This is a genomic window from Pseudomonas sp. KCJK9000 (assembly GCF_046230725.1).
Classification (GTDB): Bacteria; Pseudomonadota; Gammaproteobacteria; order Pseudomonadales; family Pseudomonadaceae; genus Aquipseudomonas; species Aquipseudomonas promysalinigenes.
Map to the genome: position 1 here is coordinate 1 of NZ_JBJJLN010000078.1, position 13,108 is coordinate 13,108.

Sequence of the window (13,108 nt, forward strand, 5' to 3'; positions counted from 1 at the left end):
TCTACGGCACAAGCGCACTATCATTCAGCCCTTGCTGCCTGGCGCCAGCATATTCTCCGGCCGCACCCATTGGTCGAACTGCTCGTTGGTCAGGTACTGCAGCTCCAGGGCCGCCTCACGCAGCGTCTTACCCTCGGCATAGGCCTTCTTGGCAATCTCGGCTGCTTTGTCGTAGCCAATATGCGGGTTCAACGCCGTCACCAGCATCAGGCCCCGTTCCAGGTGCGCCGCCATCTGCTCGGCGTCCGGTTCGATCCCCGCCACACAGTGCTGCTGGAAGTTGCGACAGCCATCGGCCAGCAGTTCGATCGACTGCAACAGATTGTGGATGATCACCGGCTTGAACACGTTCAGCTGCAGATGCCCCTGGCTTGCAGCAAAACCGATCGTCGCATCGTTGCCCAGCACTTGGCAGGCCAGCATCGACAGCGCTTCGCACTGAGTCGGGTTGACCTTGCCTGGCATGATCGAGCTGCCCGGCTCATTGGCCGGCAGACGTACTTCGGCCACCCCTGCGCGTGGACCGGAGCCCAGCAGGCGTAGGTCGTTGGCGATTTTCATCAACGCCACCGCCAAGGTTTTGAGCGCACCGGCCAGGCTGGTGAGCGGCTCGTGCCCAGCTAGAGCCGCGAACTTGTTGGGGGCGGTGACGAAGGGCAGGCCTGACAGAGCGGCCAGTTCAGCGGCAACCGCTTCGGCAAAGCCATGCGGGGCGTTCAGCCCCGTGCCCACAGCAGTGCCACCCTGTGCCAGTTCATACACTGCCGGCAAGGTGGCGCGGATGGCGCGCTGGGCGTGTTCGAGTTGAGCGACGAAAGCCGAGACCTCTTGGCCGAAGGTGATCGGCGTGGCGTCCATCATGTGCGTACGGCCGGTCTTGACCAGCTTGCTGTGGCGCGCCGAAAGCTCGGCCAGCCCCGCGGACAACTCGGCGGCAGCCGGCAACAGCTTTTCATGCACCGCCTGGGCAGCGGCGATGTGCATGGCGGTGGGGAAGCAATCGTTGGAGCTCTGCGAGCGGTTGACGTGGTCGTTGGGGTGCACGGGCGCCTTGCCGCCGCGGCCTTGGCCGGCCAGCTCGTTAGCACGCCCGGCGATCACCTCGTTGACATTCATGTTGCTCTGGGTGCCGCTGCCGGTCTGCCACACCACCAGTGGGAACTGGTCGTCATGTTCGCCGTTGAGCACTTCGTTGGCGGCCTGTTCGATCAGCCGGGCGATGTCGGCGGGCAGGTCGCCGTTACGGTCGTTGACCCGCGCGGCGGCTTTTTTGATCAGCGCCAGGGCGTGCAGCACCGCGAGCGGCATGCGTTCCTTGCCAATGGCAAAGTTGATCAGCGAGCGCTGGGTCTGGGCGCCCCAATAGGCGTCCTCAGGAACTTCGACCGGGCCCAGGCTGTCTGTCTCGATACGGCTCATGCTGCATTCACTCCATTGTCAGTCAGAATCAGCAGTTTAGGCCCTCATATGGGCGAGCGGTTCATTCGCTCGTCGTGCCACTTGAGCGCTATGCCTCTGCGGGAGCAGAATGCTCCACTCTGAGGTACCGCCTCCCTCCCTGAAGGAAATGCAATGACCCGTCTCCGTGTCCTCTGCGCTGCCGTTGCCCTGGCTTGTGCCAGCGGCCAGGTGCTCGCTGCCACCGCCAGCCACAACGCTGCCGCCGAGAAATTCCTGGCCCTGGCCAATGCCGACAAACTGGGCACCCCGGTGTACATGCAGGTGCAGCAGATGTTTGCCCAGCGCTTCGCCCAGACCAAAGCTCCTGCTTCCAAGCAGGCGGTGCTCGAGAGCTACCAGGCCAAGGCCAACGCCGCGCTGGACAACGCCATCGGCTGGAACAAGCTCAAACCGAAGATGGTCGACCTGTACACTCAGACCTTCACCGAGCAGGAGCTCAAGGACCTGGTCAAGTTCTACGAGTCGCCACTGGGCAAGAAAGTGCTGCGTGAAATGCCCAAGGTCACCCAGCAATCGGCGCAGTTGACCCAGACCAGCCTGGAACCAGCGGTCCCTGTGGTGAACAAGCTGCTCGACGACATGACCAAGGAGCTGGACCCGAACGCTGGCAAGGCCGCGGCCCCTGCGAAAAAGTGAGTTTCAGCCAATGAGCATGCAGCAACGCATCGAGCAGCAACTGGCCGCGCTGGCCCCACAGCACCTTGAAGTGATCGACGAGAGCCACATGCACAGCCGTGGCCAGCAGACCCACTACAAGGCCGTGATCGTCAGCGAGCAGTTCGCCGGACTCAACAGCGTCAAGCGGCACCAGAAGGTGTACGCCACCATGGGTGAGCTGATGGGTCAGATCCATGCCCTGGCGATTCACACCTACACGGCCGAGGAGTGGGCCAAGGTGGGCGTAGCACCGGCCTCGCCGGTGTGTGCCGGTGGTGGCCACTGAAAGCGCTTTTTCGTTCTGGTACAATTCCGCAACATCCGGGGGCCGCTATGCGGCCCTCGCGTTTTTCGTCAAACCCGGTCTGCCCCTTACGAGGGCAACCACCAGGAGATCCACCTGAATGTCCCAAGCTATCGTCGTGGCGGCGCTGTACAAGTTCGTCACCCTGCAAGATTACGTCGAGCTGCGTGAGCCGTTGCTCAAGGCCATGCTCGACAACGGCGTCAAAGGCACCTTGCTACTGGCCCACGAAGGCATCAATGGTACCGTTTCGGCCACCCGCGAAGGCATCGATGGCCTGCTCGCGTGGCTGCGCAGCGACCCGCGCCTGGTGGATGTCGACCACAAGGAATCCTACTGCGACGAGCAGCCGTTCTACCGTACCAAGGTCAAGCTCAAGAAAGAGATCGTCACCCTTGGCGTGCCAGGCGTCGACCCTAACCAGGCGGTCGGCACGTATGTCGAGCCCAAAGACTGGAATGCGCTGATCAGCGACCCTGAAGTGCTGCTGATCGATACCCGTAACGACTATGAAGTGGCCATCGGCACCTTCAAAGGTGCGATCGACCCCAAGACCGAAACCTTCCGCGAATTTCCCGACTACATCAAAGCCAACTTCGACCCGAGCAAGCACAAGAAGGTGGCGATGTTCTGCACCGGCGGTATCCGCTGCGAAAAAGCTTCCAGCTATATGCTCGGTGAAGGCTTCGAGGCGGTCTATCATCTCAAGGGCGGCATCCTGAAATACTTCGAGGAAGTGCCTCAGGAAGAAAGCCTCTGGGACGGCGACTGCTTCGTCTTCGACAACCGCGTCACGGTGCGTCATGACCTGAGCGAAGGCGAGTACGACCAGTGCCATGCCTGCCGCCACCCGGTCGATGCCAAGGATCGCGAGTCCGAGCACTATTCACCAGGTGTGAGCTGCCCACACTGCTGGGACACCCTGAGCGAAAAGACCCGGCGTAGCGCCATCGATCGGCAAAAGCAGATCGAACTGGCCAAGGCCCGCAACCTGCCACACCCGATCGGTTACAACTACAAAGCCGAGGCCTGACCCATGACTGCCCGCCTGCTCTACGTGATGGACCCGATGTGCTCCTGGTGCTGGGGTTTCGCGCCGGTTGCCCAGGCCCTGATCGCCCAGGCCGCCGCGGCGGGCGTCGCCACGCGCGTGGTGCCAGGTGGGCTGCGCAGGGGCGGCAATGCACTGGATGGCTCGACCCGCAAGTACATTCTGGAACATTGGCAGGCCGTGGCTGAGGCCACGGGGCAGCCGTTTCGTTACGACGGCGCCATGCCTGACGGCTTCGTCTACGATACCGAGCCTGCCTGCCGTGCCCTGGTGGCCGCCCGTGAGCTGGATGCCGAACGGGTGTGGCCGCTGCTGACGCTGATCCAGCGTTCTTTTTATGAGCAGGGTGTTGATGTGACCCGCGCGCCGCAACTGGTGGAGCTGGCCCAGCAGGTGGGGTTCGATCGCGAGCGCTTCGCTGTGCAGTTCGCCAGCCACGACATCCGCGCCGCCACCGCCGCCGATTTCACCTGGGTGCAAGATTTGGGCATCGCTGGGTTCCCAACCTTGCTGGCTGAGCGCAATGGCCAATTGGCACTGCTGACCAACGGCTACCAGCCGCAGGCCAGCCTGCAACCGCTGCTGGGCCGTTGGCTGCAGCAGGCTGCTTGTGCTTGACCTTCCAGGGTCGCCAGACCCTGTGCCAGGGAAGCCTGCGGCTGCGGCTGATCGTCTGAGCTGGGCAGAAATACGCCGCCTGGCCCTGCACCACAAGAAAAACCTCTGGGCTGCCAATTTGGTGGCCGTGCTGGCCGCCTGCTGCAGCGTGCCAATCCCGCTTCTATTGCCACTGCTGGTCGACGAAGTGCTGCTGGGCCATGGTGATGCCGCACTGAAATGGATGAACCATCTGCTGCCCAGCGGGTGGCAGGTCGCGGCCGGCTACATCGGCCTGATGCTCGCGGCCACCTTGAGCCTGCGCCTTGCGGCGCTGGCGTTCAACGTGGTGCAGGCCAAACTGTTCGCAGGCCTTGCCAAGGACATCGTCTACCGTCTGCGCATCCGCCTGATCGAGCGGCTCAAGCGCATTTCGCTGAAAGAGTACGAAAGCCTGGGCAGCGGTACCGTGACCACGCACCTAGTCACCGACCTGGATACCCTCGACAAGTTCGTCGGGGAAACCCTGAGCCGCTTTCTGGTGGCCATGCTGACGCTGACCGGCACCGCCGCGATCCTGATCTGGATGCATTGGAAACTGGCGCTGCTGATCCTGTTGTTCAACCCGCTGGTGATCTACTTCACCGTGCAGTTGGGCAAGCGTGTGAAGCACTTGAAAAAGCTCGAAAACGACAGCACCTCGCGCTTTACCCAGGCGTTGTCGGAAACCCTGGATGCCATCCAGGAGATCCGCGCGGGCAACCGCCAGGGCTACTTCCTCGGCCGTCTTGGCTTGCGCGCCCGTGAAGTGCGCGATTATGCCGTGGAGTCGCAATGGAAAAGCGATGCCAGCGGCCGCGCCAGTGGCCTGCTGTTCCAGTTCGGTATCGATATCTTCCGGGCGGCGGCGATGCTGACGGTGTTGTTCTCCGACCTGTCGATCGGCCAGATGCTGGCGGTGTTCAGCTACCTCTGGTTCATGATCGGGCCGGTGGAGCAACTGCTCAACCTGCAATACGCCTACTACGCCGCGGGCGGCGCCCTGAGCCGGCTCAACGAGCTGCTGTCGCGCGCTGACGAGCCGCAGTACCCGGCCGCTTGCGACCCGTTCGCCGGCCGCGAAACGGTGGGCATCGAAGTGCGCGACCTGCGCTTTGCCTATGCCGATGAGCCGGTGCTCGACCAGCTCGACCTGACCATTGCCCCCGGCGAGAAGGTGGCCATTGTCGGGGCCAGTGGCGGTGGCAAGAGTACCCTGGTGCAATTACTGCTTGGCCTGTACAGCGCCCAGGCAGGCACCATCCGCTTTGGCGGAGCCAGCCTGCAGGAAATCGGCCTTGAAACCCTGCGGGAAAACGTCGCCGTGGTGCTGCAACACCCCTCGTTGTTCAACGACAGCGTGCGTGCCAACCTGACCATGGGGCGCGAGTGCACCGATGAAGCCTGCTGGCAGGCGCTGCGTATTGCCCAGCTGGACGCCACCATCGCCGCCTTGCCCCAGGGGTTGGACAGCGTGGTCGGGCGTTCCGGAGTGCGTCTGTCCGGTGGCCAGCGCCAGCGCTTGGCGATTGCCCGGATGGTGCTGGCCGAGCCAAAGGTGGTGATTCTCGATGAAGCCACTTCTGCGCTGGATGCCGCTACTGAGTACAACTTGCACCAGGCTCTGGCGCGTTTTCTCAGTGGCAGGACCACACTGATCATTGCCCACCGCTTGTCGGCGGTTAAGCAGGCCGATCGGGTGCTGGTGTTCGACGGTGGGCGTGTGGCCGAAGATGGCGACCATCAGCAGCTGATTGCCGAGGGCGGCCTTTATGCCAAGTTGTATGGGCACTTGCAGCAGACCTGACAGCGTGGCCGGTGCGGGCCAGTTGGTGGGTGGGCCCGCTCCCAGTGTTACGGCTGCGCGGCACCGCAGCTTTTAGGTCTAAATATTCCTCTCCTTGTAGATGGCAAATGGCCTACGCTGAACTGGTCTGGGTTGATTCAAGTCTTATCTGCTCTGTGACAGGGACTCAATGAAGGGAAATCGCACTCTAGAAGCGCCAAGACTGGTGGGTATCATTTGGCCCTTCATCGCCGTCGTCGTCTTCCAGGTGCTGTTGGGAAGCCTCAGCCTCTATGCGCTTTCGGCTGTGCGTGCCTATGTGGCCGGGGAAAGCCTGTGGTCCAAGGCCCAGAAAGACGCGATCTACTACCTCAACCTGTATGCCGATGACCGTGACGAGGGTACCTACCAGCGTTACCGCCAGGTCATGACCATTCCCCAGGGCGATCACGAGTTGCGCGAGCTGCTCGACCAGGCAAGCCCGGACCTGGCAGGCGCTCGGCAGGCCGTGCTCAAAGGTGGCAATCACCCTGACGATGCCGACAGCATCATCTGGTTCTATCGCAACTTCCGGCATGTCAGCTACATGCAGACGGCGATCGACTACTGGAACATTGGCGATGCGTACCTGAACAAGCTCGACGTTCTGGCCGACGAGATGCACAGCGGTTTCGCCGCCGGGAACGTTGGCCAAGCTCGGCTCGACGAATGGAAAGCCCGCATTGTGGCAATCAATGAAGGCGTCACGCCGGCTGCCAAGGCATTCAGTGATGCCTTGGGCGAAGGCTCGCGCATGCTGTTGCGGGTATTGTTGGTGACCAATCTGCTGACCGCGCTGTTTCTGATTGCCATTGCCTGGCGCCGCTCCAGCAAGCTGTTGGCCCAGCGGCAGGCGTTCGCCAGTGCCTTGCGCGAGGAAAAGGAGCGGGCGCAGATTACCCTGGAGTCGATTGGCGATGCGGTGATCACGGCCGATGTCGATGGCAACATCGGCTACATGAACCCGGCCGCGGAACAGTTGACCAACTGGCAATCTGACCAGGCCCATGGCCTGCCGCTGGGAGCGCTGTTCAGCCTGCTTGACGAGCACGAGCAATGCGAGAGCGGCTCGTTGGTCGAGCAGGTGCTCAACGGCAGCCTCAAAGGTGGCGCCGAGCATGCCCGGCTGATCCAGCGCTTGGATGGCAGTACCGTGTCGGTCAACCTGGTCGGCTCGCCGATCATCAATAACGATCAGGTCGCCGGTATCGTGCTGGTGCTGCACGACATGACCCAGGAGCGTCAGTACATCGCCAACCTGTCATGGCAGGCGACCCATGACGCCCTGACGGGGCTGGCCAACCGCCGCGAGTTCGAATATCGCCTCGAACAGGCCCTCAATGGCCTGGCGCGCCAGACCGGCAGGCACTCGTTGATGTTCCTCGATCTTGACCAGTTCAAATTGGTCAACGACACCTGCGGCCATGCCGCTGGCGACGAACTGCTCAGGCACATCTGCGCAGTGTTGCAGTCGGGGCTGCGTGAAGGCGATACCTTGGCCCGTCTGGGGGGCGATGAATTTGGGGTGTTGCTGGAGAACTGCCCGGCCGAGCAAGCCGAGCGCTTGGCCGAAAGCCTGCGCCAAGCCGTGCAGAGCCTGCATTTCGTGTGGAAAGGCAGGCCCTTCGTAACCACTGTCAGTATCGGGCTGGTGCACATGGCCCAGGCGCCGTGCACATTGGAGGCATCGCTGCGCGCTGCCGACATGGCCTGCTACATGGCCAAGGAAAAGGGCCGCAACCGGGTGCAGGTGTACCATGCCGACGACAGCGAGCTGTCCATGCGCTTTGGCGAAATGGCCTGGATACAGCGCCTGCATGTGGCTCTGGAAGAAAACCGCTTCTGCCTCTATTGCCAGGAGATCGCCGCACTCAACCCCGGCGAAGGGCCCGGCCATATCGAGATATTGATACGCCTGCACGACGAAAGTGGCCGAACCATCCTCCCGGACAGTTTCATCCCGGCGGCCGAGCGGTACGGGTTGATGACGGCGCTGGACCGTTGGGTGGTCCGCAGCGTGTTCCAGGTCATTCGCCAGTGCCTGGACGAGGGCCGGGACGGGCCTCTGGCGATGTGCGCGATCAATCTGTCGGGTACCAGCATCGGCGATGACAAATTCCTCGAGTACCTGCAGCGGTTGTTCGTCGAATACGCCATTCCGCCCCGAATGATCTGTTTCGAGATCACCGAAACCAGTGCCATCGCCAACCTGGGTAGTGCCATCCGCTTTATCAACGAATTGAAAGGCCTAGGTTGCAAGTTCTCGCTGGACGACTTTTGTGCCGGGATGTCGTCATTCGCTTATTTGAAACATTTACCCGTCGACTTCTTGAAGATCGACGGAAGTTTTGTCAAAGATATGCTCGACGACCCGGTCAATCGTGCCATGGTCGAGGTGATCAATCACATCGGTCATGTCATGGGCAAGCGGACCATCGCCGAGTTCGTCGAAACACCGTTGATCGAGCAGGCCTTGCAGGAGATCGGCGTGGATTACGCCCAGGGCTATTTGATTGAACGACCACAGGTGTTCACCTGTGACAGTCTGCAGCGCCAACGGATTGCTGCGCGGCCCTTGCTGCATCGGGCGCCAGGAACATTTCGCTGAAAACACGTCCGCTAAATCACAAGGATCAAGGAGCTGAAAGTGATTGACGCATTCGTACGTATCGGGCCCTTGATGGACCCGGCCAGTTATCCCCAGTGGGCCCAGCAGTTGATCGAGGACTGCCGCGAAAGCAAGCGTCGGGTGGTCGAGCACGAGTTCTATCAGCGCCTGCGTGATGGCCAGCTGCGTCAGTCGACCATCCGCCAGTACCTGATCGGTGGTTGGCCGGTGGTCGAGCAGTTTTCCCTGTACATGGCCTACAACCTCACCAAGACCCGCTACGCTCGCCACCCGGGCGAGGACATGGCGCGGCGCTGGCTGATGCGTAACATTCGCGTAGAGCTCAACCATGCCGATTACTGGGTACATTGGTGCCAGGCCCATGGTGTTCACTTGCACGATCTACAGGCCCAGGACGTGCCGCCTGAACTCAATGGCCTGAACGACTGGTGCTGGCGCGTGTGCACCACCGAGTCGCTGGCCATTGCCATGGCGGCGACCAACTATGCAATCGAGGGGGCGACCGGCGAGTGGTCGGCGGTAGTGTGCGCCGAAGATACCTACGCCATGGGGTTCCCCGAGGATCAGCGTAAGCGGGCGATGAAGTGGTTGAAGATGCATGCCCAGTATGATGATGCACACCCCTGGGAGGCGCTGGAAATCATCTGCACGCTGGCCGGCGAGAATCCGACCCAGGGGTTGCGCAATGAGTTGCGCAAGGCGATCTGCAAAAGCTACGACTGCATGTACCTGTTCCTTGAGCGCTGCATGCAGCTCGAAGGGCGTCAGCAAGGGCGCCTGCGCCCGGCTTTGGCAGCTGGCTGAAACCCTGCGTTGTTCGCGGGTTAACCCGCTCCTACAGCAAATACAAAAGCCTTTACGGCGGTATAGGCCTTGGGAGCGGAGCTACCCGCGAAGCGCCCGGTGCAGGCGACGCAATACTTACTGCGCGTTGAAAGCCTGCCCGTTCACGCCCTTGCTGTCTGGCCCCATCAGGTACAGGTAAACCGGCATGATTTCTTCGGGCGACGGGTTGTTCTGCGGATTTTCGCTAGGGTACGCCTGTGCCCGCATCGCGGTGCGTGTGGCGCCTGGGTTGATGCTGTTGGCGCGCACTGGGGCGACACCTTCCAGTTCGTCAGCCAGGGTCTGCATCAGCCCCTCGGTGGCGAATTTCGAAACGCCGTAGGCGCCCCAGTAAGCCCGGCCCTTGCGCCCGACACTGCTGGAGGTGAACACCACAGAAGCGTCTTCGGACAATTTGAGCAGTGGCAGCAGGGTGCTGGTGAGCATGAAGGTGGCATCCACATTGATATGCATCACCCGCATGAAATTCTCGCCTGAAAGTTGCTCCAGCGGCGTACGTGGGCCGATGATCGAGGCGTTGTTGAGCAACCCGTCCAGCCGGCCGAACTGCTCCTCGATCATCACCGCCAGCTCGTCGTATTGATGGGGCAGGGCGGTTTCCAAGTTGAACGGGATGACCACTGGCTGCGCGTGGCCAGCAGCCTCGATCTGGTCGTAAACCTCATTGAGGTTGGCTTCGGTCTTGCCTAGCAGCAGCACAGTGGCCCCCAGCGCTGCATAAGCCTTGGCGGCGGCGGCGCCAATGCCACGGCCGGCACCGGTAACCAGGATGACGCGGCCGGCGAGCATGCCGGGGCGGGCGGTGTAATCGAACATGGTTCTGTCCTTTGAATTCGTCGGGGCGTCCCTGGCCCCTTGTGGGGGCAGGTGTACCCGCGACTGTGCATGATCAGGCGGCGGTATTGCCCGGCCTGACGCTTTCGCGGGTGAACCCGCTCACGCAGGGTTCAGGGCCGGGGCATCGACCGGAGTTCAGCAGCCGCACAGGGCGCTGTCGATGACCTTGCGCAACTCCAATGGGTGGTCCACCACCACATCGGCGCCCCAGTGGTTAGGGTTGTCCTCTGGATGAATATAGCCGTAGCGCACCGCAGCCGTGCGGGTGCCAGCGTCGCGGCCAGATTCGATGTCGCGCAGGTCGTCGCCGACGAACAACACGCTGGCAGGGTCCAGGTTCAGGGTTTTGCAGGCCAGAATCAGAGGCTCTGGGTCGGGCTTGCTGTTCTTCACGTGGTCCGGGCAGATCAACAGCGCCGAACGCTCGGCCAGGCCCAACTGCTGCATGATCGGCTCAGCGAAGCGCACCGGTTTGTTGGTGACCACGCCCCATAGCAGCTTGCCCTTCTCGAGGTCGGCCAGCAGCTCGCCCATCCCGTCGAACAGCTTACTGTGCACTGCGCAATCACGCTGGTACCGCTCGAGGAATTCCAGGCGCAGGGCTTCGAAGCCTTCGTCTTCCGGGTTCATTGCAAAAGTCGCTGCGACCATGGCGCGTGCGCCGCCGGAGATCACGTCGCGAATCGCCTGATCATCGATGGCCGGCAGCCCCCGTTCGGCGAGCATGGCCTGGCAGATGGCGATGAAGTCCGGCGCCGTGTCCAGCAGGGTGCCGTCCATGTCGAAGAGTACTGCTCGCAAACGCATGCTCATTCCTCGCGCAGGGTCTGGATCATGTAGTTGACGTCTACATCGCTGCTCAGCTTGTAGTGCTTGGTCAGCGGGTTGTAGGTCAGGCCGATGATGTCCTTGACCTCAAGGCCTGCGCTGCGGCTCCAGGCGCCAAGCTCGGACGGGCGAATGAATTTCTTGAAGTCGTGGGTACCGCGCGGCAGCATCTTGAGGATGTATTCGGCACCGACGATGGCCAGCAGGTAGGCCTTGGGGTTGCGGTTGATGGTCGAGAAGAACACCTGGCCACCAGGTTTGACCATGCGACAGCACGCGCGGATGACCGAAGAGGGGTCGGGTACGTGCTCGAGCATCTCAAGGCAGGTGACCACATCGAACTGCTCGGGCATTTCTTCGGCCAGCGCCTCAGCGGTGATCTGCCGGTACTCGACCTCTACGCCCGACTCCAGCTGGTGCAGCTGGGCCACAGCCAGCGGCGCCTCGCCCATGTCGATACCGGTAACGCGAGCACCACGCAAGGCCATTGCCTCGCTGAGGATGCCGCCGCCGCAGCCGACGTCCAGCACTTTCTTGCCAGCAAGGCCCACGCGCTCGTCAATCCAGTTGACGCGCAGCGGGTTGATGTCGTGCAGCGGCTTGAACTCGCTCTCGCGGTCCCACCAGCGGTGGGCCAGGGCTTCGAATTTAGCGATTTCGGCGTGGTCGACGTTGCTCATTGAACAATCCTCTGGAACTTGCACTTCAAATGGGACGCAGTATAACCGAGCGTCTGCGGGCCAGGGTCGCTATAATCGCCGGCTTTTGATATCCGAACGACGGGGAGAGGCGATGCGCGAGCGACTTTTGGGAGCAGAGAAGGTGACCGGGATGCGCTGGCAAGGCGGCGCCCTGCACCTGCTCGACCAGCGTGCGCTGCCGTCGCAAGAGCGTTGGCTGACCTGCGACACGGTTACACAGGTGGCCCAGGCGATCCGCGACATGGCGGTGCGCGGCGCCGCAGCCATAGGCATTGCCGCGGCTTACGGCCTGGTGCTGGCCCTGGAGGAGCGCCTGGCCCAGGGTGGGGATTGGGAGATGGACCTGGAAGAAGACTTCCTCACCCTGGCCGAAGCCCGCCCCACCGCGGCCAACCTGTTCTGGGCGCTGAACCGCATGCGCGAGCGTTTGCAGCGCGTGCGTGGCGAGGAGAGCGTGCTGGCCGCCTTGGAAGCCGAGGCGATCGCAATCCATGAAAGCGACCGCGAAGCCAACCTGACCATGGCCCAGCTCGGCACCGAGCTGATCCGTCGCCACCAAGGCAACGCCCAGACCCTGCTGACCTACGGCAACGCTGGGGCCCTGGCCAGCGGCGGTATCGGCACGGCCCTGGGGGTGATCCGCGCCGGGTATCTCGAAGGCATGGTGGAGCGGGTGTATGCCGGCGAAACCCGCCCGTGGCTACAAGGCTCGCGCCTGACCGCCTGGGAGTTGGCCCATGAAGGCATCCCGGTCACCCTGTGCGCCGATTCGGCGCTGGCACACCTGATGAAGACCAAGGGCATCACCTGGGTGGTGGTAGGGGCCGATTGCGTTGCTGCCAACGGCGATGTGGCCAGCAAGATCGGTACTTACCAGCTGGCCGTCAGCGCCATGCACCACGGCGTACGCTTCATGGTGGTGGCACCGAGCACCAGTATCGATCTCAATCTGGCCACCGGCGAAGACATTCCACTGGAAGAGCGCGAGGCGAACGAGTTGCTGGATTACGCCGGCACCCGTGTTGCGCCGCAGGTCGAGGCGTTCAACCCGGTTTTTGACGTGACGCCGGCTGATTTGATCGACGTGATTGTTACCGAGCGCGGCATCGTCGAGCGGCCAGACACCGCCAAGCTGGCTCAGTTGGTGTGCCGTAAGCGGTTGCATTGATTAGGGTGGGGCGCAAGCGATTGCATTGATTGGGGTGGGGCGTAAGCGATTGCATTGATTGGTGTGGGGCGCAAGCGATTGCTTTGGTTGGTGTGGGGCGGGAGGGTTGTGGTGGTGGTGAGATCGAGCGCCGCCCGCGCGGCGCATCGCGAGCTGCGCTCGCTC

12 protein-coding genes are annotated in these 13,108 nt (G+C 62.3%); 8 read left to right on the plus strand and 4 right to left on the minus strand.

Features of this window, described 5'->3' with window-relative positions; all coding sequences use genetic code 11:
• Positions 1-24: 24 nt before the first annotated feature.
• Positions 25-1,419 carry a class II fumarate hydratase gene (locus tag ACK59H_RS21370; protein WP_409264889.1) on the minus strand — a complete coding sequence of 465 codons (1,395 nt, stop codon included), beginning with the start codon at positions 1,417-1,419 and terminating at the stop codon, positions 25-27.
• 153 nt (positions 1,420-1,572) lie between these two features.
• Between ACK59H_RS21370 and ACK59H_RS21375 the strand changes: the two genes are divergently transcribed.
• The 7 genes from ACK59H_RS21375 to ACK59H_RS21405 all read left to right on the plus strand — a co-directional run bounded on the left by ACK59H_RS21375 (position 1,573) and on the right by ACK59H_RS21405 (position 9,367).
• Positions 1,573-2,097 (plus strand): DUF2059 domain-containing protein, encoded by a 525-nt coding sequence (locus ACK59H_RS21375; protein WP_060480527.1) that lies wholly within the window; start codon positions 1,573-1,575, stop codon positions 2,095-2,097.
• A 10-nt stretch (positions 2,098-2,107) separates the two neighbouring features.
• Positions 2,108-2,404: a BolA family transcriptional regulator gene (locus ACK59H_RS21380; protein WP_060480526.1), complete on the plus strand. Its 297-nt coding sequence runs from the start codon at positions 2,108-2,110 to the stop codon at positions 2,402-2,404.
• Between the two features lie 118 nt (positions 2,405-2,522).
• A complete protein-coding gene (locus tag ACK59H_RS21385; protein WP_060480525.1) occupies positions 2,523-3,455 on the plus strand; it encodes a rhodanese-related sulfurtransferase in 933 nt (310 codons plus the stop codon).
• A 3-nt stretch (positions 3,456-3,458) separates the two neighbouring features.
• Positions 3,459-4,091 carry a DsbA family protein gene (locus tag ACK59H_RS21390; protein ID WP_409264890.1) on the plus strand — a complete coding sequence of 211 codons (633 nt, stop codon included), beginning with the start codon at positions 3,459-3,461 and terminating at the stop codon, positions 4,089-4,091.
• Complete coding sequence (locus ACK59H_RS21395) at positions 4,084-5,916, plus strand: ABC transporter ATP-binding protein (RefSeq protein WP_350493159.1); 1,833 nt, start codon at positions 4,084-4,086, stop codon at positions 5,914-5,916. Before ACK59H_RS21390 ends, ACK59H_RS21395 begins: the two co-directional genes overlap by 8 nt.
• Positions 5,917-6,085: 169 nt before the next feature.
• Entirely contained in the window at positions 6,086-8,542 is a 2,457-nt protein-coding gene (locus ACK59H_RS21400) for an EAL domain-containing protein (protein ID WP_060480522.1), read from the plus strand.
• A gap of 39 nt (positions 8,543-8,581) precedes the next feature.
• Complete coding sequence (locus ACK59H_RS21405; protein WP_060480521.1) at positions 8,582-9,367, plus strand: TenA family transcriptional regulator; 786 nt, start codon at positions 8,582-8,584, stop codon at positions 9,365-9,367.
• Positions 9,368-9,484: 117 nt separating this feature from the next.
• On the opposite strand, the gene ACK59H_RS21410 is transcribed toward ACK59H_RS21405, so the two are convergent.
• The 3 genes from ACK59H_RS21410 to ubiG all read right to left on the minus strand — a co-directional run bounded on the left by ACK59H_RS21410 (position 9,485) and on the right by ubiG (position 11,754).
• The gene (locus ACK59H_RS21410; RefSeq protein ID WP_060480520.1) at positions 9,485-10,225 is read right to left on the minus strand and encodes a YciK family oxidoreductase; all 741 of its coding nucleotides are present in this window, start codon (positions 10,223-10,225) and stop codon (positions 9,485-9,487) included.
• Positions 10,226-10,381: 156 nt separating this feature from the next.
• A complete protein-coding gene (gene mupP, locus ACK59H_RS21415) occupies positions 10,382-11,053 on the minus strand; it encodes an N-acetylmuramic acid 6-phosphate phosphatase MupP (protein ID WP_409264891.1) in 672 nt (223 codons plus the stop codon).
• 2 nt (positions 11,054-11,055) lie between these two features.
• The gene (ubiG, locus tag ACK59H_RS21420; protein WP_060480518.1) at positions 11,056-11,754 is read right to left on the minus strand and encodes a bifunctional 2-polyprenyl-6-hydroxyphenol methylase/3-demethylubiquinol 3-O-methyltransferase UbiG; all 699 of its coding nucleotides are present in this window, start codon (positions 11,752-11,754) and stop codon (positions 11,056-11,058) included.
• Positions 11,755-11,866: 112 nt separating this feature from the next.
• Between ubiG and mtnA the strand changes: the two genes are divergently transcribed.
• On the plus strand, positions 11,867-12,943 hold the full coding sequence (gene mtnA, locus ACK59H_RS21425; RefSeq protein ID WP_409264892.1) for an S-methyl-5-thioribose-1-phosphate isomerase: 1,077 nt from the start codon (positions 11,867-11,869) through the stop codon (positions 12,941-12,943).
• Positions 12,944-13,108 lie beyond the last annotated feature (165 nt).